The sequence below is a fragment of the Clostridium sp. LS genome (assembly GCF_002760435.1).
Lineage (GTDB): Bacteria > Bacillota > Clostridia > Clostridiales > Clostridiaceae > Clostridium.
The window spans coordinates 1-25,249 of record NZ_AUUU01000040.1 but is presented as its reverse complement, the minus strand read 5'-3'; the positions used below and the strand labels follow the sequence as shown (position 1 = coordinate 25,249).

The following is a 25,249-nucleotide window of genomic DNA, read 5'->3' as shown; positions in this document are numbered from 1 at the left end:
GTGATACTTGCCTATAGGAAGGCTATATCACCTCCCTAAGCCAGTTCATTTTAGTAGTCATATTCCTCAATATTTCCATCTGAATCTACAACTTCAACATTATCGTTGCAGTCATTTTCTAGCTCATCAACACTGAAAATAGATTCAATATTAGAGTATGTACCATTTTCTGTTTTAGAATTTTTTATTTCAATTCCAACTTCTTTGCCAATTATATTGTTTATATTAACATTTTCAATCTTACCAACTGTAACCATCATCAACTGATAAAATGGTTGTTTTGGATGTTCAATTAACAAAAATCTTTGAACTAACTTTCTTAAACTCCCATCATCCATGAATACATCAAATTCAAGTTTTACCCTAGGAACTACCCCCATTCCTGTGCTTACTGGAGAAATTCCTTCAATTGAGATTACTTTAGCCTTTAGATTTTCTCCATCTTTAAAAGCGTTATTCACTTTTTTCAATGCACCTATTACTCCATCGTTAATTGCTTGTGATTTTACAGAACCCGAAACTATTTTCTTTACAGCCATATTTATACATCTCCTTGTGATTAAAATTTAATAAACATATACTTGTTAGCAATGTTCTAAATATAATTTATCATCACTTAACATTCTTTCATAAAGCTGTTTTATAAGAAAAAAAATCCTATACTTTTTTTACAGTATAGGATATAATTAAATTTTATATTAATTTTTAAACAATTCTCTTAATTCTTTCATCTGTTTATCCATATTATCTGATGCTACTGTTGTTGGTTTCATATTTCTTATAATATTTTCTTTTCGTAATTCAATAGCTTCTTTCAGTATTTCTTTACTATCGCTACATTTTTTTACTTCAAATTCACCTGTTTCTGCATCTCTAATATCATAAAATTGATTTACTACTTCAAACCATTCTTTAATGCCATTTATTATGCAATACTTCAAGTAGTTAACTATTTCTTTTCTATCATTCATTGATAAAGAATACTTTAATAGTGTTTCATACTTTATAAAACCTTGAAAATCCTTTGCAAATTGAGTATCACTTTCCATTAATTCTTTAGTTTTATCATCTATTGCTATAAGTCCATCAAATTTATCAATAGCACTAACCATTTTAATATATCTATTGATTAAAGTATGTGTCATACTATTTGTTACTTTAAGTTGATTCATTATATCTTCATGAAATTTAGCTTGAACTTTCCAAAAACTTTTCAATTCATTAATTTCTTTAATAATCTTCTCATCATTTGGATATTTGCTTTTTATATGATTTACAACTTTATCTATGAAATAAGCTTTCTCTTTATAAGTAATACCCTCAATATCATTACTTTTAATCTTTTCTATTAATGAATTATTATTATATTCTTCTTCAACATATATTTGTATTAACTTTGCTACAATAAAAGGTATCTCATAAATGGGTTTCTTGCCTTTCATAATTTTATAATTATCCATATCAATATCTAATACTTTAAATATCTTTAGTAAATTTTTCTTACTTGTGCTTTTACTTGATTCATAATAATGCTCTGTCTTATCTTCTTTATGAGTTCTAATGTATGCATCCTTAAGTATTTCATCTAAATTTACTTTCTTATCATAATCAAAATTTTCCTTATTCATAAATTTATACTCCTCAAATCAAACTTGCCTATATAGCATATATTATAATGAAAAAAAGATAGGAATCCTATCTTTTCTTATGCCCTACAGAAATTTTCTTATAACTTCCTCTGTTACTCCCTCAAACATATCCATCACAGCCACTATAATTTCACCTTCTGAAAGCCCCTCTCTAATCAAATCTAAAATTAAAATCGCTATTTGTATTATGATAACTATATTCTTCATCTTTCCAGCTCCTATTGATTAATATTTTCTTAATGCAAAAGAACCCTTTAAGATTATATGCATCCTAAAGAGTTCTTTTATTTATATAATATATATTCATTTTTTTATTAGATTTTTATTCTACTACTTATAATCTATAGATATTTTTTAAACCTAATTTACATTTTTATTTATTACTATATTTCGCCATTAACTTATTATATTCATCCATATGACCTTTTCTATATTCTGGATTGGACATTCTGTCCATTTCTTCTTGATCTAGTTGTTCTTGTGTTTTAGATACAGTTGTTGTTTGTGTATTGACAGTTTGTAAAACATTGCTAATATCAAATGTTGTTTCATCAAACTTAGTATTAGTGCCTAATAATACATTATCACCTACACCCATCATAAAACCACTTTCAAATACATACGCAGACCCTACATAGTTTCCAGTATGTTTATCAATTGCTCCTACTATTCTATATGAATAGTACTTTCCACCTATTTCAAATGTGTATACTTTATCTTCTTTGGGACGACCATTATAACCTCCTTGTGTTACTTCATATTCTAGACTTTCTCCCATAGGAAAGCCAGGGTTTTTATTTACTATATCTTTAGCCATATCAAATGTATAAGAAGTATCAGGTGTATCTGTCAATGATGATTTAGCATAACCTGCCCAAGTACCATCACTGTTAAATAAAACCATGTCACTACCGATTATATCTGTGTTTGTAGCCATTTCTCCATTAGCATCAAGGTAATACCATTTCCCCCCATCTTGTAACCATCCAGTTTTCATATAACCAGTATTATCAAAGTAATACCAAACATTATTTATTTTTCTCCAGCCTATAGCATATGAATTTCCTTCTGTATACCAGTAGCCTGTACTATCATGTTTCCAGTTTTCAGAAAGTTTGTAATATGCACTAGCTCCTACTGAAGTTACTCCTAGAATACTTGTTGTTATTAACCCCATTACTATTATCTTTTTTAAATTTAGTTTTTTCATTACTATTATCCCTCCATAATATCTTTTTGTATTTCAACACTTTCTCTTTTGAAAGTTGATTGATAGCCTTATTGTAATTCAATAGCTTGGACAGCTTTTTGTCCTTTTAGAAAAATTCTTTGATATCTATTTCCAATGCCTTAGCTATCTTTTCTAGTGTTTTTATTGCAGGTGCTGACCTTCCTGTTTCAATATCAGATAGGAACGTATTTGACATATCTGCTAATTTGGCAAGCTCATATTGTTTCAGATTCTTTTCAACTCTCTTTTTCTTTATCTTTTCACCTATATTATCCAATATTTCCACCCCCATATTTTTATTATACGGTATTTAAGTAAAAATACAAGTATTTTTACGGTGTATATGACCAATAATACAAAGATTTTACAATCTCTTTAGTTTTGTTTATACTATACATATATACGTTATTTACGGAATTTTATAGGAGGTCATTATGAGTTTGATTGGTGATAAATTAAAGACTTGTAGAAAATCTAAAAAGCTTTCTCTTAAGCAGTTATGCGAAAAGACTAATAATCAAATATCCGTATCTTTTCTATCTGATATTGAAAATGGACGTAGCAATCCTTCCTTAGAAAAGTTAAAGCTTATTTCTGGTGTTTTAGATATTCCAGTATCATATTTTCTTGAAGAGTCTGAAACTAGCTTATACAATACAGCTAATAATGACACTGAATTTATTCCTATATTAGAACTTCTTAATGATTTTAGTTCTTGGAGCTTAGAAGATAAGCAGGAACTTCTACATTATCTTAAAGCTAAAAAGGTTGTACGTGATAATTCATAACATAAGTTACAACTTTTAGTATTCGCTTGACAAAATCATCGTACTATAGTCTATACTATCAATTACATATATTTTTATATCATGCTCAATAGAAATATTATCTTCGTGTAACTCGTATTGTTCCTTGTATGGCGGCACTTCCTGCTCATGTTCTATTATTACTTTGTCCTCTTTTTTCTTTAGTCTGAAAATTTGTAGATAGTCCAATTCTATTTTCAATTTTAGTTCATCTATCATATTCCACATTAGAATTTGGATTTCTACAGGTACTATTTCATTTACCTGTCTGCTTACCAATCGTTTTTCCTTCTTGAACATTTTTTATCACTCTTCTTTTCATTTATTTGAGTATATAAGAAAAGACTACCTCTCCTATGAAAAGTAGCCTTATTAACAATCTATTTCTGCATACATATATTCTTCTCCATGTTCATTCTCTATTATGAATTTTGAATCAAAATCTAGAAGTTCTTCTACTTCAATACCATTTACAAGTTCTTGGATAACATCATCTTTGCTAGTGCCATTCATCCAGTACTCTATTAGTGAATCTTTATCCAAAAGCTTATCTATAAATCGTTCTTGCTCCAGCATATTTTCTAATTTTCTTCTTGCAAAATGTGTCATGTCACTATTTTTCTTATAGATTATGATACCTTCATCTATTGAAACATATCCATTTTCCTCAGCTTCTTCAATGTATTCTATTGCTTCACTTATGCTTAGTTCCAAGTTAGAATTGTTTTTTATCCACAGAAATACATTTATTTTGAAGTTATCCACATCACTCTCCCCAATTTCTGTTGCTAACTTCAATGCCTTATCAAAATCTTGTAGTAGTTCTTCTTTGAATGTACCATCTACTTTTGATATTAGAGCTTCTACATACTCCAATTTCTTTGGCTCAATATTGCTATACTTATTTATTACCGAATTTATTTCATTCATCATGAATGTTTGAATTATTGATGAAAAGTTATTATTATTCATAATCATTTTTATACCTCTCCATTTCTCTTTGTTATTTCCCCGTTCTCCCCGTTTGCATTTTTACATTCCCCGCTCGCAGATGCCTACTGTCACTCATTTGCCCCGCTTTCCCCGGTTTCCCGCTGATTTTTTATGCTACTATTATTTTTTATTTTAGATTTACAAAAAAGCCTTTATAGACACTATTATTTTTACCGGGGATTCAGGGTTTACGGGGGAATTGTTGATATTACTAGGTTTACGGGTGGGGGATTCCGCCCCGTTATTTTTTTCTTACGGGGCTTTTTCAAAATATTATTTATTAATATCAATTTTTTCTTACATATGAATACTCTTTTATAGTAAAATATACTTATAGATTTCACCCGAATCTATAGAAAAATCCTAATCACTATTAATTTAGCAATTAGGATTTTTTATTTAACTCTTGTTTTAGCATATCAATGAATTCATCTGAAAATACTTTATTTTGAATAGCTTTCTTTACTAGCTCTAGCAATTGTATCTCAGTTACATCAAGGCTTCGGGGAATGTATCTGTTATCTCCTCTTATAGTATCTTTATATAGTGCAAATCTTATTTCCTGTCTTTGTTTTTCTTTTACTTCAATTCTCTCTATGCAACTATAGTAATCATCATCTTCTATACTTACTTTATTATAGATTTTGCAATAGCTCGTTTCTTTTATTATTTTAGTTTCAGTCTGCTTTTCCATTTCTTATTACAGCTCCTTTTCTATTAGAATTTCATGAAGCTCCTTAGTTGAAAACACTACAATGGAATAATCATCGGATAATAGAAAAAGTGATGAATAGTAATCAATACCATCATCACTCCTTATAATATCTGTATACTCTGGAAGTAGTCCTTTTATACTATTAGCTTTTATTTCTGCAACATCTTCTTTTGATTCCAGTAATGCTATATATCCGCCTAGGTCTTTGTCTACATCTCTATTAGCACCATAGTTATCGTTTAATAGTGTTATTATCTCTTCTACTTCTTCTATTACTTCCTTTAAGTATTTTTCTTTTAGTTCCTCTAGTTGTTCTTTTTTGTATAGATTTATCATTTTATTACCTCCTTGAAAATAGAAAAAGAAATACCTAGAGCTCTTATTACTCTAAGTCTTCCTCTTCTTTATTACGGTATTATAATATATATTTAACTTTATATTTATTACTATTAATTAACACTTTTTATTGAACTTTCAATTCTTCTTTTACATTATATCTTATTGTCTTTAGATTGAATTTTTCAAATTTATATCTAATATATCTTGAAATACGTTCATCATGCGTAGAAAGTATTATTTGAGATTTTCCAAATTCATTTCTTAACAACTCTACAAATGATGTCATATTTATATCATCCATACTTTGAAGTGGATCATCAATTAATAAAGCATTAAAACTATTGTTAGAGAATACTTTATTTAAAGACAGCATAATGGATAATATCACCCCTGATAATTGACCTGAACTAAATTTATTAAGCAAATCATGTTTAGACTCATTACTATTAACAAATTTCAATCTTAATTGTTGTTCTCCACTTTCACTTCTTATAAATACTCCTAATCCACATTGATAATCCTGTATTATTTTGCCGCTATATACATAGAGAGGTATCTGAAGTATTTTGATAATATTATTTGAGTAATTATCAATACACTTTTTATATATTGAAGCTATATCTTTACATTTATTGTATTCATCGTTTAATCTCAAATACTTCTTTTTTAGTAATTCTTTTTCTTTTATCTTTTTACTTCGTTTAATATTTTCTTGCCTACTACATGTATTATCTATATATAATTTTTTATTAATTATATCTGTAATAGTTAAACTTCTAATTCTTTCAATATTATTGTTAAAAATATTAGAAAAAGTTATATCAATTTCTTTTTTATTAACAAGAATATCTTCATTTTCTAATTTTCTTTTTTTAGATTTTAATTCTTCCTTCAATAAATTTAAGTTATTTTCTTCTTTTTCCTTCGTATATTTTTTTCTCTCCAATGCATATTTTTTTAAATTTATATTATTTTCATTGCAAAACTGGTTAAAATTATTTATCCTTACCTGATTTAAGTTAGCTAAATCCAATAGCTTCTTATAATCACTGTCTATATCTTTCTCATTTATTTTTTTTTCTAAAAATTCTAATATTGGAGTTATAAATTCTTCCTTAGTTTTTTTTATTAATTGATTTAAATTTTTATTACTATTATCAAGTTGATTAGAAAAATATTCTTCTTTCTCCAATATCTTATCTGTTAATTTAGTATCTAATTTGGTATAATCATATCCACATAACGGGCATATATCTTGTTCTTTATTTTTCAAATTATATTTTTCATATTCTTTTTCTAGATTTTTTCTGATAGAATTAATATTTATTATTAATGAATCTAACTGGTTTGCATTCTTATTACTAGTCTCAATATCCGAAATATCAGCATAAAATTTATCTATATCAAATTCTTTCTTCAAGTCACTTTTTAATTCATTATCTTCTAGTAAGATTTCTTGTATTGATGCATAATCATCCGATTTTAAAAATTTAACAAATCTCTTATAAGAATTACATAATTTCACATCTTCCACTATTTGGCTATACTCTGTCAATTCTTCATTAACTATAAAGCTTCCCCTTAATACATCTTCTTGCCTCGTATTTAATGCAAAGTCTATCTTATTATTATACATAATTGATTCGTAATCTTCTAAATTTTCTCTTAATAATTTTATTCTATCTAATTCCACTATTGATTTCTGAAAAGTATCATAATCTAATTCCAATGATTTATTATCCCATATAATACTTTTATCTTTTATAAGTCTTTTATATTCTACATCGATAACATCTTTAACTTTTATTGCAGTTATTTCCTTATCTAGCTTAGCAATTTCTCCGCCTTCTCCATTTGTTCCACCAATTTCCTTTCTTTTTGAATTAAGTTTATCTCGTAACTTAAGTATTCTATTTTGTTCCTTACATTCTTTCTCCATATTAAATAGAGTATTTAATATTTCTTTTCTTTTATATTCATTCTCCTTTAAAAAAAATAATGTTTCTTCTTGTTGTATATAATACATTAAATTATAAATAGATTCATTGGGATATAACCCCAATATATCATTTATATACTCTTGTGTAATTTCTTCTCCTTCATATTCTTCAAAATTATTCAATTTATATGCATTAAATCTACCTTCTAAATCACTTATCTTTCCTATATTCGCAGGATCTTCTATTATTCTTTCTACTATAAACTTTTCTCCAACTTCATTAATAAATTCACCTTTCAATATAATAGGCTTATTTTTATTATATGCGTATACTACAGGCTTATCTCCATCCTTATACTCTGAATTAAAAGCTTGATCTAAATTTCTACTTCCTTTTACTAATATTTCTATTGCATCAAATATACTAGTTTTTCCATATCCATTTGGACCATCTAACACAACTAAATCATGCTTAGAAAAATCAATTATTTTTTTATCTTCAATTAACTTAAAATTATTAATTTCTAATCTATTAATAGAATACACTTTATTCACTCTCCTTTATTTCTAGAAGCATCCTTTCTATATAACCATCAATATCATTTTCATCTAAAGCTATAACCTTTTTATGATAGTCTAATAATATATTACCCTTTTCTTTGTCCTGTATCTTTTTGATTCCTTCTATGATGTTATCTGTCAAATTTATTATTTCTTTTTTGCTAAATATATCTCCACAGGACAAATGTGGAATCTTTATGTATATCTTCAAAATTAAGCTGTAGTATGATACCTCATTGCTTACTTTGAATTTTTCAAATTCATCTGTATCATTAAGGTTTTTCTCCATGAAATTTATTATATTATCATATTCTTTTAATTTATTATAAAAACTATTAACCTCATCACTTAAATAAGTAATTACGTATTTTTTAAAAAAATATTTATCTTCTTCTAAGTCTAGAATATCTTCTTGAATATCTTTCTTTTCGCTATTTTCATTTAATTTAATCAATATAATGAATGAAGTGTTCTTTTTTATTTCACTTCCATTTTCTAATTCAGTTATATAATCATATAACTTATCTTGGTCTTCAGATATTTTTTCTTTAAATTCCTTAATGCTATCATAACTTTTATATACATAAAACATACGTTTTTTATTATTACTTGCAAAATTATTTTCTGCATCTATACTAAATTCTGTTAGTTTAAGCAAATCACTTATAATATTAATCATTATTTAATTCCTCCCTCACCTTTTCAATATTTTTAAAACAAATTTGATTAACTAAATAACTCTTATAGTTATATTCTTCTTGCTCTTTTGCAAGTATATCATCAACTTCATCCACATCATTTATTGATTCTAATATATTTTCGCTAACTAGATTTTCAGTTATAAATACATTATCTTCAAATAATTCATTTAATAAAAATTCATTATTGTTTATTGCTTTCTTATATGTTTCAATTGCACTTTTCTTTCGATTTTCTGAAATCACATCTATTGTAGTTGGTAAATAACTTAATCCAGCTTTATCATACTTAATAGCATCATTACTAATAAATAGTTCCTTGTCTATGTGGCTAATAATTGTTTGATATAAAAAATGTACTCCATCTTCTTCTACAAAACTTCTTACATCATATTCCCAATCTTTAATTAAAACATGAGGATTAAATTTCATTATTATTTTTTCTAAATCATCAAGATCAATATTTACTAAATGTTCAATTAATTCATATATTCTACATTCATAATATTCTACGTTGCATTTTTCTCTTTTATGACAAAAATTACTGCAATAATTCTCTATGCTAATGCTACAATAAATATCTTTTATTTTTGATAGATGAAACAACCTATCCCTATCTAAATAGCTCATATCCAATATATCTTTTATTTCTTTTACTGCAAAATATTCCTTTACCTCACCCGCATGTCTCTTTTTTATATACTCGTCCATGTAACATATTAGTTTATTATATGCGACATCTATATTTCCAAGTTTTTCATCCTGATTTGTATATGATAAGTATTCTTTTATTTCATTCTCTATATATACCTTTATACCCCCTAAGGTACAAAATTTATCATCTTTTGCTCCATACTTACGAAGTATTATACTATTAATCTTATTACTCTCATCATATTTTGATTGATTATATTTAATTGCATCTTTTATTTTATCTATTTTTTCATTATTTTCTTTAATAGCTTTAGCGTCTGTTAACTTGCTTTTTTCTTCTTCTATTAAATTAATTGCAGCCATATCTTTATCAACTTTAGATTTATATAAATCTTTGTACTTTTCTTCACTCCAATCTTTAATATTAACTATAGTATGTAAAAATATATCGGCATTTGGACTTTTTATCTTTTCATCATATAGCTTGTCTATTGCTTCTAGATAATTATTCATATATATGTCAGATTTTCTTGCTTTTACTTGATGAAAAGATATATACTCATTTTCCTTTTTTATAGCTAAGTCTTCACGATGTTCTACTTCAATAAAATATTTTCCTACATTCATACCACTTGGATTCTTAACACATTTATTAATTAGTTGCAATGCGATATAAATAGTTATCTTCCCCTGATACTGATATCCACTCCAACTAGAACTAGCATCACATACACTCATTTTTCTACCTCCTTTTATATATATTTACATTTTATACTAATTTATAAGTAATTTACACAAAAATATCTAATTATTTTGTATTAAGTAAAAAACCATTAACCATATTTATACTTAAAATATGGTTAATAGTTTCTATAAACAAATAATATAAATTTTTATCCAATTTCAGTAAATTTATCACTCACTTATGATATGGTTCCCCCTTCATTATCCTAAACCCTCTATAAATCTGCTCTAATAACATTACTCTAAAAAGTTGATGAGGAAATGTCATTTTTGAAAAACATAATTTATAATCTGCTCTAGCTAAAACGCTTTTTGATATTCCTAAGCTGCCACCTATTACAAAAGCTATATTAGAATTACCTGTTACCCCCAAGCTCTCTATATAATTTGCAAACGCTTCTGAAGTTAGCTGCTTTCCACCAAGATCCATGGCTATTACAAACATGTTATCTTTTATTTTATTTAATATCCCCTGGCCCTCCTTTTCTTTAATCCCTTCTTCTTCTTTCTCTGAAGCATTATCTGGAGTCTTTTCATCTGCCAATTCTATTATCTCTAGCTTACAGTATCGGCCTAATCTTTTAGAGTATTCTTCTATAGCATCTTTTAAGTACTTTTCTTTAATTTTGCCAACAGTAATTATAGTAATATTCATTATTTTCTCCTTTAGGTTTAATAATTATATTATAACTAAAAACAAAAATTGCAGCTAAGTTTTTTTATTTAGCTGCAATTCATATTTTTAATATTTATTAGTTTTTAAATAGCTTCCTTTATGCTGCCTCAATATTTTCTTTAGATTTAGCCTTAGTTTTAGCCCCATATAGTCTATATGCTGTTAATACAGCCCCTATTGCACATATTATTCCTGCAGAGATATATACAAACTGCATCCCATATACAAAGATATCTTCTCTTCCTTCTATATATCCTGTAACATGGTACCCTATTTTACTGCTCATACGATAATATAAAAATGTTGTAGATAGTGATATTCCAAAAACCATTCCTAAATTTCTTACTAATGCATTTACTCCCCCTGCAATACCAAGATTCTTCCTATCAACTGTAGACATTACTAGGGAATTATTAGGTGATTGAAACATACCATTTCCAAGAGTCATTATAGCTATAAATATAATTAAAACACCAATATGCGAATATTGATTTAAAAATGCCATTAAAAATAATCCTAAACTAGTTCCCACAAGCCCTAAAAATGTTAATACTTCTGATCCTATCCTATCAGATAAATACCCACTCATAGGTGCTACAACTGCTAATATTATTGGTGATACCATCATTAAAAATCCTGTTACTGACGGTGTCAATTTCATAACATACTGCAGATAGAAAGGTAATATAATGTTTGAACAACTTATTGCTACAAACGAGATAAATGCACAAAATATACTAAGTGAAAATAACGAATTACTAAATATATCTAGTCTCAATAATGGCGTAGATATTCTTCTTTCAACTTTTATAAATAGAACAAATAATATAATTGAAACAATAAATGAGGCTATTATTCCTATATTTTCATAACCTATATCATTCCCCAAAGTTAATGCTCCAAATAACAATATCATTGATAAACCAAATAAAAAGGCTCCCTTTATATCTAATTTTTCATTCGAAGTCACATTGTTTGTAGGAAGTGTTCTTACTGCAAGAATAAATGCTAGAATTCCTATTGGCACATTTATTAAAAAAACATATTGCCAGCTTAAAATTGAAACTATTATTCCTCCAATTGGTGGACCTACCATAGAACCTAAAGCAACGAATGTACCATTTATACCTAATGCTCTTCCTCTTTCATTACTTGGAAATACATGAGTTATAATTCCCTGGCTTGTAGACATAGTTCCAGCTGCACCTATTGCCTGCAAACATCTTGAAAAAACTAATATAACTAATGAATTTGTTAATCCACATAAAAATGATCCAATTGTAAAAATTATAATACCTAATTTAAAAACCGTAGTCTTTCCTTTAATATCAGCCAATCTTCCAAACACAAGAATAGTTCCAACAATAACTATTAGATAACTAGTAACAACCCATTGAATTGATGCCATGCTTACTGAAAGCTTATCTGACATAACAGGTAATGCTACATTTACTATACTCCCATCAAGAGTAGCCATAAATGTTAATAGAACGGTGGTAAATAAAATTACCCACCTCTTATCATGTATTTTTTTATCCATATTCTCCATAGTTCTTTTTCCTCTCTTCGTATGTATAAAATTTTTTCGTATATTCAATGAAAGAATCTACCTTATAAAAGTGCATTAGTATAAAAGACATCATTAATTAAAAACAATGAATTCTATATAGTTGCATTCGCAACTATATAGAATTATAATACATTTTTATTATTTGCACAAATATTACGATGATGCGTTAAATGTAAAAATATAATCCACAAATATAACTTATATCTTTAAACTTATCCACATTTTCTCCCTATTCTCTTGATAAAATGTGTTTTTTGATACTAGCTGTGTATAAAATTACAAAACAACATATTTATTCATAAAAATAAATGATACTCTGGTACCAATTACTATATTATAAAACTTTTCTGTAGGTATTTTTTCTTACAGTCAATTCTAAATAATAATTAGCAAAACAAAGTATCATTTGCTTGAATATATTTAATATATTCTCTATTTTAATTTAAATGATCCAACCATTTCATTTAATTTATCTGATGAATATTCTAAAACTTCTGTAGCATGTTTTAACTGCCTTATTTCTGATAATATTTTTTTAACCGTTGTTAAGGATTCTTCACTCTTACTTGAACTATTTTCGGTAGATTGCTCTACTTTATCGGCCATATTACTTACATTGTTCATAACATCCCCAACATTTTGAGTTTGGGTCGATGTTATTTGTGCAATTGATTGCATCGCATTAGTAATTACACTTATATCCTGATTAATTTGGTCAAATGATTCAATGGAATTCTTTACACTTCCTGTTGAAACACTTACTTTATTATTTATATCTCCAGCATATTCAAAGGTAGCTTGTGTTTGCTCTTGAACTTGTTTAATAACATTACTTATGGATTTAGTTGCATCGTCTGTTTCCAGTGCTAGTTTTGATATTTCTTCTGCAACCACTGAAAATCCTCTTCCGCTTTCACCAGCCCTTGCAGCTTCAATTGATGCATTAAGCGCTAAAAGCTGAGTTTGCTTACTAATATTACTTATTACATTCACAACCTCGCTAATTTCCTTTGAATATCCTTGCAATGTACTAATGGATTCTACAGTCTTGTTAATTGTAGTCTCCAAATCTTCCATATTACTTAATACTTCCTTGGATACACTTTGTGCCGTTGATGCATTCTCATTAGTACCTTCGATTATTCCTGAAACTTCTAAAATAAGACTGTCCATTTCTTGGATTGATGCTGTAATTTCTGAAAACTTGTTTTTGGTGTTCTGGAATACAGTATTTTGTTCCTTAGAATTTTCTAATAAACTTACAACTGTATTTTCAATAACTCCCATACCAGTTTTAACTTCATTGGTTATGTTAGAAACTATGTTTACTGATTTTTTTGTAGTTTTTGCTGATCGTTTTACTCTATCTAACATGCTCATTTGATTATTTATGAATTTATTAAACCATCTTGATAGTTCTCCTATCTCATCAGATGAGATCTTTTTGACTCTTTTTGTTAAATTTCCTTCTCCCTCTGCAATATCTTGTAATATATTTATCGTCCTGCTTAAAGGTGAAGAAATCATTTTTTTAGACATTACTAATGTAAATAATGATAATATTACCCACATTGCTAAAGATGTTAATATGCTCATATCTGGTGCAAATTTTGTTGTTATCATATTTATTACAATTAATACTGCTGACATCATTGATACAGCCATTGGCATTTTTAAATTGATGCTTTGAAAATTATATATTTCATCTATATCACCTTCACACATCATTCCCCAAACTTCATCACAGTTAGGAGGTGTAATTAATGTTCCTTTTCCTCCAACCATAATATGCCTATAATCAGGGTATCCTGGCCAGCAATCTAAGTTTTCTCCATTTCTAATAGTGTTTGCTACCCCTTGATGTAGTTCATTAGTTGCAGGATCAGTAAATACAATTTCAAACTCAGTATGCTCTTTAATTTGAACTACTCCCCACTTTTTTGTTTTAACTCCATCCTTAAGATTATCTCCTAAGGTAAAAGTATTATCTTCAAATCTACTTCTAGATATTGCTGTTCCTGGTTTAATGCCTCTATTGGATTTTACCATGAATAAATAGTTATCCCCTGAATCTTTATAAATATGGGTATCTTCATCTTGAATAACATTACTCATATCATCATTTAATGTTCTGCAACATAATATTCTAACTTGATCAGTATGATTTTTGCATCTGCTAGAGAACATTAATGTTACATCATCAGCAAATTTTTTATTATGTATATCAGTATCTAGAGTTCTTTTATCTATGTATGGTCCATACATCAATGGTCTGCCTTCTAATCCTGCCTTTAAATTAGGTAAGTCACTCATATCTAAACCGACATGCTCTTTACATGAAGAAACTGAAACTGTCCCATTTTCATCTAAAACAAATATTTCACAAAAATCTTCATGTTTTTTTACATTTTCAACTAAATAATTATAAACTGTATCATCGTCATCCTCTAAAGCAACAAGTGAATTTTTGATGTTTTCTAATTGTACCCACTTATCATTAAACCAATTGTCTAAAGCTTTTTTTCTTCCATTAGATATTCCTTCAAATACTTTTTCTGAGTGCTCCTTCAAATTTCTGTTTAGTAAATATTTAAGTCTTAGATTCATTGTTAATCCCCCCAAAACAATATTACTGACTAATTAATTTATTAAATGTGTAAAAATAAAAGCACTAAATAAAGACTTTTTATAAAATCCATATTAGTGCTGCCATAGCGATATATTCAACTTTACCTATATTTATTAGTTTTATAGCACAATTATACCAGTTCTGTTCACGTTTGTGAATTGTTATTTTTCATAAAATTATTAAAAAGAAAAAAAACCCATCTGGAATGGGTTTTTATTACAAAACATCTAATATCTATGTAAGTATATTATTTATCTTTTCCACAACACTTTTTATATTTCTTTCCACTTCCGCATGGACACATATCATTTCTTCCAACCTTATCTAAATTTCTTACGATTTTAGATTCTTTGTATTGCTTTTGCATTTCATTTCTCTTTTCTACTGAGAATATTCCATCCCATTGCGGTAATGTATATAGATACTCAGCTTTAGCATCTAACATATTAAAATATAATGTCTCTAAATTTAAATCTAAAACTAATTCAGTATCAGCATCGATAGTTTCAAGATCATATTGATTTTTTAAGCTATCATTAATTCCATCCATAAAGCCCATAGCAAATTCAACTGTAGTGTTATAATCTTTAGCTAATTCATTAATTGTAGCCTTTTTAACTTCCTTATGATTAGCTAATAAATCCTTATATATTGATTTTTCTAATTTACTATATTCTTCCCAGAAAGCATTTTCCCCTTTAGTTTTTACATAGTCAACAACCATGTCAGTCCATTCTGTATATAAACTCATTTTTTAAGTCCTCCCTTAAATCTTCATTTTGTATATAATATTTATTAATTATAATCTTAAAGTAATCAAATTTCTATGTAACTACTTGGATTGTGCCTATTTGCCATAGTTAACATTATGTCCTCTTTGGGATTAATTCCATTCTCACTTAATACATTTAAAACAGTTTGATATGCTAAATCCGGCTGGTTATTTGTATTACTTAAATGCCCCAAAATAATTTTTTTATTTGCTGAACATCTATGTAATTCAACAATAGCGCTTCCACAATCATCATTGGATAAATGTCCTATTTCACTTAATATTCTTCTTTTTAAGGGGTATGGGTATGGTCCAAATTTAAGCATATTAATATCATGGTTACTTTCAAGAAGTATAACTTCCGAACCCTTTATATTATCGAAAATTTCCCTAGTAAAAGTACCAAAATCAGTTGCTACACTTATACTTTTTTCACCTGCATTCACAGTATATCCCATTGGCGCAGCCGCATCATGAGGTATATTAAATGCTTTAATACTCATATCCTGTATTTCAGTAATTGATCTTTTGTCAATTACCTTTATATTACAATCTCTTATTTTTCCTATTGAACTTTCCATTGCAGACCATGTATCTGCATTTGCATATATAGGAATATCATACTTTCTTGATAATACACCTACACCTTTTATATGATCACTATGTTCATGAGTGATAAAAATCCCATTTAGATCCTTTGGGTTTTGATTAATTTCCTGCAAAGCCATATCAATTTTCTTACCTGGGAGTCCTGCATCAATTAATATCTTAGCCTTATCTGAAGCAATAAACATACTATTGCCACTACTGCCACTATATAAAGAACAAAATATCACTTTAATCCCCTCCCCCTATGGAATTTATATTACTCATCAACTACTATTCTCTTAATATCTGCACCTAAAGCTCTAAACTTATTTTCTATATGAGGATATCCCCTATCAATATGTTCTATACTAGTTATCTCGGTAGTCCCCTCTGCAACTAGTCCAGCTATAACCATAGCAGCTCCAGCTCTTAAATCGGTTGCCTTTACCACTGCACCTGTTAGTTTTTGCGATCCATCTATAATCGCAACTCTACCCTCAACCTTTATGTTTGCACCCATCTTTTTCAACTCGTCTATATGCTTATGTCTATTTTCCCATATAGATTCAGTAATTAAACTTCTTCCAGGAACAATACTTAGTAATGTTGACATTGGTTGTTGAATATCTGTTGGGAATCCCGGGTATGGAGTTGTCTTAATATTAACTCCTTTAAGCGGAGAATTTACAGTTACTCTAATACAATCATCACCTTCTTCAATTACAGCTCCCATTTCTGTAAGTTTAGCCGTAATTGACTCTAAATGTTTTGGTATAACATTTCTTATATAAACGTCCCCGCCTGTGGCTGCTGCCGCTATCATAAATGTACCTGCCTCAATTTGGTCTGGTATTACACTATAGGAACACCCTTTTAAGCTCTCTACACCTTTAATTCTTATTATATCAGTTCCAGCGCCCTTTATATCAGCACCCATTGAATTTAAAAAGTTTGCTACATCAACGACGTGAGGTTCCTTTGCCACGTTCTCTAATACAGTTACCCCTTCTGCTAATGTTGCTGCTATCATTACGTTTATAGTTGCACCTACAGAAACTACATCAAAAAATATATTAGCTCCTACTAATTTATCGGCTTTAACATTAACCGCCCCATGTTCTATAAACACATCAGCACCTAAAGCCTCGAATCCTTTTATATGCTGGTCTATAGGTCTTACTCCTATTGAACACCCACCAGGAAGAACCACTCTTGCTTTTTTAAATCGTGATAATAAAGCTCCAATAAAATAATACGAAGCCCTCATCCTTCTTACATCATCTATGCATGCATCAAAGTTATCTACATTACTACTATCTATTTCTAAAGTATTGCTATCTATCTTAACTATATTACATCCTAAGCTCTTAAGTATTCTTTCTAAGCAGTGTACATCTTCAATATCTGGTATGTTATCAATTGTGCATTTTCCATCACTTGCCATTATTGCTGCTGGTAATATCGCTACTGCTGCATTCTTAGCGCCATTTATATCAACGCTTCCCTTAAGCAAGTTTCCGCCGTTTATAACTAATCTCTCCATTGAATTCACCCTATCTATTAAAATCTATATTATCTATATTTTATAGTTACTTACATTATTAACCTATTTTATTTATTGAAATCTACTTTAATTATTATATCATAAACTAAATTTATTTAAATATATTTTTTTAGACCACTACTACTTTTTTGGGCATTTATTATATTTATCAAAATTTTTTTAATGGTTTAAATGTCAATAATTTCATTAAAGGTATTATAGTTGATGAAAAAAAAGTCAATACTGTAAAAATATATATAATATTGCATAATTATTATTTGAATTCATTATTTAATTATTCTTCTATTCTATTCTTTTCTCTTACTTATTGTGATATAATTTATTAAAAATTTGAGTAATACAATAATCGAGATTGTGAGGGTTATTATGAAGTACTATATTGTTGCATTATTTGATGAAGAGACTTATCAAGTAATATCTCCAATACAAAGAAATATGTCTAAAAAATTTAGAGCAAATAGAAATTCACCTGCACCTTTTGTTTTATTAGCAGCTATTGAAAACCCAAATTTAGATAAGCTTTATCCTGTTATTGATAAAATTATAGCTCCATATAAAACTTTTAGAATTGATGCTAGTGATTTAGTATATCTATTTGAACCTACTAAAAGTGTAAACTTAAAAATTGATGATAAAGGATACATAAAAAGACTTTCTCGTAGTCTTGTTGATATGTTAGAACTTAATGGCTTTGCGGTTAAATCATTTGGGGATAGTTTTATCTCTTTAGCTAATTTAGGTTACATTCCTAAAGACTATAAAAAACAAGATGTAAAATTAAATTTTCCTGAAATATATGATGCTAATAACTTTGTTAAATTAAGAATTAAGAGTATTGAGATATGGAAATTACCTACTGTCAAAAAAAATACTCCTATGAAATCTTATGTCCTAAAAGAATTTTAAAAATATTTAAATAATCCACCAAGGTTTACTTTGAATTGCTTATATAAAAAGTTCTAATATTCCGGAACTTTTTTAATTCATTATTTATTACAAGACTGTTTATAATTCATATTATTATTAACAGCCTTTTTTTATTTTATAAATTTATGAATAATTTTTAATACAATAAACTTAATTTTTGAAAAATTCTTTAATTGTGAATTTTCTGTAAAAATAAAAAATATTTTTTTGTAGTCGTTTTCTAAACTTTCATTTATTTTAAAGATTTTGTAAAATAATATTATTACTAGAAATGTAGGAGGATTCACTATGAATATTCAGCCACTATTTAAAGTACAAAAAAAATACAATGATAGTTTATCTATAAATAAGGAATTAGATTTACATAAGTTACAAGTGCGTAAAAATTTAGAATTTGCAATATCCCTTGGTGATTTAGCTAATGAAACTACTTGCTTTAACTATTTAGACAAGAAATCTAAACCTGTTAATTTAACTGCAATATTTAATAAGTATATAACTTGTATTTCTCATGCTTTAACACTAGGAATTGATCATAAGTATACAGATTTAATCGCAGTATCTATGAGCCCTAATGACTATTGTTTAAGTGATCAATTCCTAAATTTATATATCGATATTAACGATTTAATCATCTCACCTTCTATAGATCACTACCTAACTTTGTTTGAAGATTTATTAAGTTTAGGATTAACACTAGGCTTTTCAGAATCCCAAATTGAAAATCAATTTATTAAAGATCTAGATAATTTAGTAATACTTTAAATTGTAAAATTTAGTATTACTAAATTTTGTTTAAATATAATACATCAATACATAATAATAATTTTATTTTATATAATATTTAATGCACTTAAGGGAATAATACTCCTGAGGTGATATCATGTTCGGAATACTATGTGCAATAATTTCAGGAATTGCTATGAGCATTCAAGGAGTATTCAATACACGATTAGGTGAAAAAATAGGGGTATGGGAGACTACATTATTAGTTCAAATAATTGCTCTTATAGTAAGTCTTATAGTCTTTTTCTTTTTCGCTGATGGTAGTTATGAAAATTTAAAGGGTGCTAATAGAGCTTATTTATTAGGAGGAATCTTAGGCGTTGTAATAACTTTTACAGTAATAAAAAGTGTTAGCTCAATGGGGCCTACGCTAGGAATTGGCATTATATTAATATCTCAATTAATATCTGCAGCACTTATTGATTACTTAGGACTATTCGAAAGTCAAAAGATTAAGTTTTCATTAAATCACTTTTTAGGTATTGCTATTATGATTATTGGTATTGTAATATTTAAATGGAATCGTTGAGAAAGGATGGATGACTCTTGAATCTTTTTTCCAATATTAATTTTTTATTCCATTTAACAGTTAATAATATAAAGGAATATTTTAAAAAAAGTGAAGAAATAAAATCTGATGAAATAACTACTAACTCCATTAATTGGTTCGGTCATGCTACTACTGTTATTAATCTATACGATAAAATTATTATCACGGATCCCGTATTCTCTAATTCATTAGGGTACTTTAAAAGATTAGTAAAAAAGCCAGCTTATATAAATGACTTAAAAGTAGATTATATATTATTATCACATGGTCACATGGACCATTTAAATTTTTCGTCCTTAATAAAATTAAATAAAGATGCAATAATAATTGTTCCAAAAGGATACGTTCGCCTTGCCAAATTATTAGGTTTCAAAAATGTGATTTTATTACATCCTGGAGATATATATCGAGATGATTTTATAAAAATTACTGCTTATGAAGCTAATCATGATGGGAGGCGTTTCTATCTTGGTCAAGATAATGAAAGCATTTCTTATTTAATTGAACGAAAAGACAAGAGTGTATTCTTTGCTGGAGATACTGCTCTTACAGATAATTTTAAAAATATAAATTGCGATGTGGCATTAATGCCCGTAGGTTGTTATAAGCCGGAGAGATTTTCATATATGCATTGCACACCAGAGCAAAGCTACAAAATGTTTAAAATGATGACCTGTCCAATCATGATCCCTATTCACTATAAAACTTTTAGAATTTCATTAGAAAATTTTGAAGAAACCGAAAAATCATTACTGGATTTGAATGATAATTCTATAAAACTCATAAATATAGGCGAAACTTATACTCTTTAACTCAAAAAACATAAACTCTAAATATATTACTAAAGTGGTCATGCTTTCTTAATTATGTTTAAAATATTTTATCTCTTAGAAATATTTTAAATTCTCTAAATTAAATTCATGACCTTTATCTTATTTAGCTAAAGTATTTTAAAACTTATATTTTGATTATATATATTTTTATTAACAATAAATTGTTTTTTCATATAATATATTGAAGAAATAATATTTGGGAGAAATATATGTTTTCATATAATAGGAAGTTAGATTATAATTTAAAACACTATATATCTAAAAATGCTTATAAAAATTATAGAGTACTTATACAATACAAAGATTTTCAATCTTCAATTGTGAGAAAAATAAGTTCATATAAAGGTAATGTTCATCATATTATAGAATCTGCTAACCTAATAAGTGCTAATCTCAACTCTAGAGGTATAGATAGAATTTCAGAATATCCTGAAGTAAAAAAAATTTATTTAGATGAATATTTATTTCTATGCGGTATGAGTGTTACTACTGCTAATAAAGTTCATTTTTCTGAGAAATTTAGCTTATCTGGTGCAGGAATTGGTATAGGACTTGTAGATAGTGGAGTATTTCCTCATCAAGATTTAACATCTCCCAGCACTAAAATAGAATTATTTGAAGACTTAATTAATGATTTCCACTACCCATATGATGATAATGGTCACGGTACATCTATAGCTGGAATTTTATGCAGTAGTGGTCTATCCTCTAATAATATGTATAAAGGAATATGCAGCAAAAGTAAGCTTTTCTGCTATAAAGCTTTTGATATGCTTGGAAAGGGGTTTGCCTCTGATGTATTATATTCTATAGAGAGTTTATCTAATATAGCTAAAGAAAATAATATAAAAATATTGTGCTTGCCCTTTGAATTGTTAACTCATAATACATTTATTGTTTCCTGCTTTGAATTGGTATTTGATTATGCTATATCTAAAGGCCTGATTCCTATTGTTCCTAGTGGAAGCAGCTTAAGTGGTAAATCATCTATTATGGGAATTGCAACTCTTTCTAACTGCATTACTGTTGCAGGCTTAAATACTGCGACCCCTGTTATAAAACCATATATATATTCATCAGAAGGTCCCTATGGTAAATTATCAAAACCTGATTTATGTGCAGCATGTGTTAACGTTGTTTCTCTAAATTCTGATAATAATTACATTTCTGAAAAAAATGGTATTAAGCTTTACCCAAGTAAACTTGAAGTACCATATAAGACATTTGCTGGTACATCTATCGCTACTGCTTATATTAGCGGATTATGTGCTTTACTATGTGAAAAGAATCCATCTATAACCTTTAAAGATATAATTTCATTATTAAAAGTTGCATGTGACCCTGTTGAAGATATATCTAAAGCAATTCAAGGTGAGGGATTAGTAGATATCCTCAAAATTATCACCTAACACTGGGTAACCAGCTAATTATATCAAAAAACTATCAATGAAAATTATACTCTTATAAAGATAATAATATTAAAAAGGAAATAAAGTTCATGCTTGAATTTATTGCATCAAAGATTTTAGTAGTAAGTTTAATGCATGCTCTTTATTTTAGCTATATATTGCATAATTTTAGTAATTCATTATAGATATCAGTTTTTCAATAATATGTTAGTTAATTATTTCACTTTATTACTCTTATAGTATGCTATAATTATTTACATATAGCATTTTTTTTATTAGTTTACTTAGTTTTTTTAAACAGTAAAATACTTAGAAAGGTAGGTAGTAAACAGAATGAGCACATTCATGTTAAAGAATAAATCTCAAGGATTTACTCCTGTTAATAATGTATTTATAGAAAAATACATGCCACAAGCTAGAGGTGAATTTGTTAAAATTTATTTATTGATGCTAAAGCATAATATTTCTGGTGAATTAGGTGTTAGCTCATCAATACTAGCTTCCTCACTTAATTTGTTAGAATCAGACATTATGAACGCTCTTAACTATTGGAATGATCAGGGAGTTATAAAACTCACTCAAATAGATAGAATGGGTAATTTCAATGTTGAATTTATAGATTTAGTTGATGAACCAATTAGACCAAAGAAGCAAGTTGATTTATTAGAGGCTTTAGATAGTTCTAATACGAAAGATATGTTAAAAGATATTGAAATGCTTCTAGCTAGACCTCTATCACCAAATGAAATGTCTATTTACTTAAATTGGCAAAAGGAATTTGGCTTCTCTTCTGAATTAATTTTGATTTTAATGGAATACTGTATATCAAAAGGTAAAAGTGATCCACGATATATAGAAAAGGTAGCATTAGCTTGGCACGACCAGAAAATAACTACTATTGAGCAAGCACAAAATTTAATTAAAAAAACTGAAGATAAGTGGCTTAACATAAGAAAAATATTGACTTACTTGGGTATAAATAATACGGATATAATGAAACCCCAACAAGATTTAATTGAAAAATGGCTTCTTATCTACAAATTTCCAAACGAAATTATCTTGAAAGCTTGTGATATATGTTTTGAAAGACTAAATAGAGCAGATTTTAAATATATTGATGGTATACTCACTAACTGGAATAAGAATAACATTAGGACCCTAGAAGATATAGCCCTTAAAGACACTAAAAATACTACTAAAAATAGTAAATACCAAAAAAGCTATAATAATAGCAATACTGATAAATCTCCTCTTAAGTTCAATAACTTTGAAGCAAGAGAGTACGATTATGATTCCTTAGAAAAAAAACTTTTAGGATGGGATAATGATGATTAAAGGCTATCAAACTGAAATTTTAAAAATATATGATAAACTTAGAGAAGATGAAGCTAAAGCACTAAAGTCTAGAAGAACCGAAATATCTGAAAAATATCCTGAAATTATTGAATTAGATAATCAAATTCAAAAGTTATCTTTACAAATGGCAGTATCAATTCTTAAGTCCAGTGATGGTGAAAAAACTTTAGATGATTATAAAGAAAACATTACTGATTTAAGAGTTAAAAAATGTGAAATGCTAGTTGAACGAGGTTATGACCCTGAATATTTAAATTTACACTATCATTGTAATAAATGTAAGGATACGGGATTCATAGGTAATGTTAAGTGCAGCTGCTATAAACATAAATTAATTAAGCTTTATTATAAGAATTCAGAATTAGAAAATGCAACTGTGACTAATAATTTTGATAACTTTGATTTAAGCTTATTTTCAAGTCATAAGCTTGGAGATGAAAAATTTTCTCCAAGAAAAAACATGGAGAATAACTTAGAATATATATTAAAAGATTATCTTCCAAACTTTTCAGAGATATCAACAAATCTATTGTTTTATGGAAACCCTGGTAGTGGTAAGACTTACTTATCTTACTGCATAGCTAAAGCAGTATTAGATATGGGCTATTTGGTTATATACAAAACATCGGATGAATTAATTAAAAATTTAAGAGAAATAAGATTCAACAACGATTCTTCTCTTGAATCTCTAATATTAGACTGCGATTTATTAATTATAGATGACTTAGGAGCAGAACATCTTAATGAGTTCTCTATAACTGAATTGTTTAATGTAATTAATAAAAGAATTCTTACAAATAAGAAAATGCTTATCTCAACTAACTTAACTCTTCCTGGCATAACAAAACAATACAGTGAAAGAATTGCATCTAGATTAATTGGAGAATTCAAGCTTTGCAAGTTTTATTCAGAAGATATACGTATTAAAAAGAATTTAGAAAAAAATAGATAGGATAAATATTACTTAATTGAAATAGCTATAGTAACTTATTATTTATATATAATAAGTTACTATAGCTTTTAAACTTTATTTTTTATTATAATTCAATCAGTACTATCCCAACCGATCGTATTTCAAATAAAAAAAACAAGTTCTAGTTTAAACTAGAACTTGTTTACATTTGGCGACTCAGAAGGGGCTCGAACCCTCGACCTCCGGCGTGACAGGCCGGCACTCTAACCAACTGAGCTACTGAGCCATCTTATGGTGGGCACAACAGGGCTCGAACCTGTGACCCCCTGCTTGTAAGGCAGGTGCTC

At 27.7% G+C, this 25,249-nt stretch carries 26 protein-coding genes and 1 tRNA gene; 8 read left to right on the top strand and 19 right to left on the bottom strand.

The window, feature by feature from the left end; all coding sequences use genetic code 11:
* Nucleotides 1-50: 50 nt before the first annotated feature.
* The 5 genes from COL3_RS10495 to COL3_RS10480 form a co-directional block, all read right to left on the bottom strand.
* Nucleotides 51-539: a hypothetical protein gene (locus COL3_RS10495; protein WP_008422921.1), complete on the bottom strand. Its 489-nt coding sequence runs from the start codon at nt 537-539 to the stop codon at nt 51-53.
* A gap of 159 nt (nt 540-698) precedes the next feature.
* Entirely contained in the window at nt 699-1,628 is a 930-nt protein-coding gene (locus tag COL3_RS10490) for a hypothetical protein (RefSeq protein WP_008422920.1), read from the bottom strand.
* 84 nt (nt 1,629-1,712) lie between these two features.
* Nucleotides 1,713-1,856 carry a hypothetical protein gene (locus COL3_RS28695; RefSeq protein WP_008422919.1) on the bottom strand — a complete coding sequence of 48 codons (144 nt, stop codon included), beginning with the start codon at nt 1,854-1,856 and terminating at the stop codon, nt 1,713-1,715.
* A gap of 166 nt (nt 1,857-2,022) precedes the next feature.
* A complete protein-coding gene (locus tag COL3_RS10485; RefSeq protein ID WP_008422918.1) occupies nt 2,023-2,859 on the bottom strand; it encodes a cell wall-binding protein in 837 nt (278 codons plus the stop codon).
* A 106-nt stretch (nt 2,860-2,965) separates the two neighbouring features.
* Nucleotides 2,966-3,157 carry a helix-turn-helix transcriptional regulator gene (locus tag COL3_RS10480; RefSeq protein ID WP_008422916.1) on the bottom strand — a complete coding sequence of 64 codons (192 nt, stop codon included), beginning with the start codon at nt 3,155-3,157 and terminating at the stop codon, nt 2,966-2,968.
* A 157-nt stretch (nt 3,158-3,314) separates the two neighbouring features.
* Here COL3_RS10480 and COL3_RS10475 point away from each other — a divergent pair, with 157 nt between their 5' ends.
* Complete coding sequence (locus COL3_RS10475; protein WP_008422914.1) at nt 3,315-3,668, top strand: helix-turn-helix transcriptional regulator; 354 nt, start codon at nt 3,315-3,317, stop codon at nt 3,666-3,668.
* Nucleotides 3,669-3,683: 15 nt separating this feature from the next.
* On the opposite strand, the gene COL3_RS10470 is transcribed toward COL3_RS10475, so the two are convergent.
* From COL3_RS10470 to COL3_RS10410, 13 genes are all read right to left on the bottom strand, one after another.
* A complete protein-coding gene (locus tag COL3_RS10470; protein WP_035283263.1) occupies nt 3,684-3,986 on the bottom strand; it encodes a DUF960 family protein in 303 nt (100 codons plus the stop codon).
* Between the two features lie 72 nt (nt 3,987-4,058).
* On the bottom strand, nt 4,059-4,664 hold the full coding sequence (locus COL3_RS10465; RefSeq protein WP_008422912.1) for a hypothetical protein: 606 nt from the start codon (nt 4,662-4,664) through the stop codon (nt 4,059-4,061).
* 400 nt (nt 4,665-5,064) lie between these two features.
* The gene (locus COL3_RS10460; protein ID WP_008422911.1) at nt 5,065-5,373 is read right to left on the bottom strand and encodes a hypothetical protein; all 309 of its coding nucleotides are present in this window, start codon (nt 5,371-5,373) and stop codon (nt 5,065-5,067) included.
* Nucleotides 5,374-5,379: 6 nt separating this feature from the next.
* Complete coding sequence (locus COL3_RS10455; protein WP_008422909.1) at nt 5,380-5,730, bottom strand: hypothetical protein; 351 nt, start codon at nt 5,728-5,730, stop codon at nt 5,380-5,382.
* 127 nt (nt 5,731-5,857) lie between these two features.
* Entirely contained in the window at nt 5,858-8,218 is a 2,361-nt protein-coding gene (locus COL3_RS10450; RefSeq protein ID WP_008422907.1) for an AAA family ATPase, read from the bottom strand.
* A 1-nt stretch (nt 8,219) separates the two neighbouring features.
* Nucleotides 8,220-8,912, bottom strand: coding sequence for an ABC-three component system middle component 1 (locus COL3_RS10445; RefSeq protein ID WP_008422906.1), 693 nt, complete (start codon nt 8,910-8,912; stop codon nt 8,220-8,222).
* Entirely contained in the window at nt 8,905-10,323 is a 1,419-nt protein-coding gene (locus tag COL3_RS10440) for an ABC-three component system protein (protein WP_008422904.1), read from the bottom strand. The genes COL3_RS10445 and COL3_RS10440 overlap by 8 nt, the downstream gene beginning before the upstream one ends.
* 181 nt (nt 10,324-10,504) lie before the next feature.
* Nucleotides 10,505-10,984 carry a 23S rRNA (pseudouridine(1915)-N(3))-methyltransferase RlmH gene (gene rlmH, locus COL3_RS10435; RefSeq protein WP_008422901.1) on the bottom strand — a complete coding sequence of 160 codons (480 nt, stop codon included), beginning with the start codon at nt 10,982-10,984 and terminating at the stop codon, nt 10,505-10,507.
* Nucleotides 10,985-11,102: 118 nt separating this feature from the next.
* A complete protein-coding gene (locus COL3_RS10430) occupies nt 11,103-12,554 on the bottom strand; it encodes an MFS transporter (RefSeq protein WP_008422899.1) in 1,452 nt (483 codons plus the stop codon).
* Between the two features lie 453 nt (nt 12,555-13,007).
* Nucleotides 13,008-15,182: a methyl-accepting chemotaxis protein gene (locus COL3_RS10425; RefSeq protein WP_008422897.1), complete on the bottom strand. Its 2,175-nt coding sequence runs from the start codon at nt 15,180-15,182 to the stop codon at nt 13,008-13,010.
* A 269-nt stretch (nt 15,183-15,451) separates the two neighbouring features.
* Nucleotides 15,452-15,955 (bottom strand): SEC-C metal-binding domain-containing protein, encoded by a 504-nt coding sequence (locus COL3_RS10420; protein ID WP_008422895.1) that lies wholly within the window; start codon nt 15,953-15,955, stop codon nt 15,452-15,454.
* Nucleotides 15,956-16,020: 65 nt separating this feature from the next.
* Nucleotides 16,021-16,812, bottom strand: a complete 792-nt coding sequence (locus COL3_RS10415; protein WP_008422894.1) for an MBL fold metallo-hydrolase — start codon at nt 16,810-16,812, stop codon at nt 16,021-16,023.
* 29 nt (nt 16,813-16,841) lie between these two features.
* Complete coding sequence (locus COL3_RS10410) at nt 16,842-18,107, bottom strand: UDP-N-acetylglucosamine 1-carboxyvinyltransferase (protein WP_008422892.1); 1,266 nt, start codon at nt 18,105-18,107, stop codon at nt 16,842-16,844.
* 387 nt (nt 18,108-18,494) lie between these two features.
* Between COL3_RS10410 and COL3_RS10405 the strand changes: the two genes are divergently transcribed.
* From COL3_RS10405 to COL3_RS10375, 7 genes are all read left to right on the top strand, one after another.
* Nucleotides 18,495-19,034, top strand: coding sequence for a hypothetical protein (locus tag COL3_RS10405; protein WP_008422890.1), 540 nt, complete (start codon nt 18,495-18,497; stop codon nt 19,032-19,034).
* 309 nt (nt 19,035-19,343) lie between these two features.
* Nucleotides 19,344-19,820 carry a dUTP diphosphatase gene (locus COL3_RS10400; protein WP_008422889.1) on the top strand — a complete coding sequence of 159 codons (477 nt, stop codon included), beginning with the start codon at nt 19,344-19,346 and terminating at the stop codon, nt 19,818-19,820.
* Nucleotides 19,821-19,938: 118 nt separating this feature from the next.
* Nucleotides 19,939-20,370: a DMT family transporter gene (locus COL3_RS10395; protein WP_008422886.1), complete on the top strand. Its 432-nt coding sequence runs from the start codon at nt 19,939-19,941 to the stop codon at nt 20,368-20,370.
* Between the two features lie 17 nt (nt 20,371-20,387).
* On the top strand, nt 20,388-21,203 hold the full coding sequence (locus COL3_RS10390; RefSeq protein ID WP_008422884.1) for an MBL fold metallo-hydrolase: 816 nt from the start codon (nt 20,388-20,390) through the stop codon (nt 21,201-21,203).
* A 230-nt stretch (nt 21,204-21,433) separates the two neighbouring features.
* Entirely contained in the window at nt 21,434-22,633 is a 1,200-nt protein-coding gene (locus tag COL3_RS10385) for a S8 family serine peptidase (protein ID WP_008422882.1), read from the top strand.
* 333 nt (nt 22,634-22,966) lie between these two features.
* Nucleotides 22,967-23,968, top strand: coding sequence for a DnaD domain protein (locus COL3_RS10380; RefSeq protein WP_035283260.1), 1,002 nt, complete (start codon nt 22,967-22,969; stop codon nt 23,966-23,968).
* Nucleotides 23,961-24,941, top strand: coding sequence for an ATP-binding protein (locus COL3_RS10375; protein ID WP_035283258.1), 981 nt, complete (start codon nt 23,961-23,963; stop codon nt 24,939-24,941). Before COL3_RS10380 ends, COL3_RS10375 begins: the two co-directional genes overlap by 8 nt.
* Before the next feature lie 170 nt (nt 24,942-25,111).
* Here COL3_RS10375 and COL3_RS10370 read toward each other — a convergent pair.
* A tRNA-Asp gene (locus COL3_RS10370) sits at nt 25,112-25,188 on the bottom strand.
* Nucleotides 25,189-25,249: the final 61 nt, after the last annotated feature.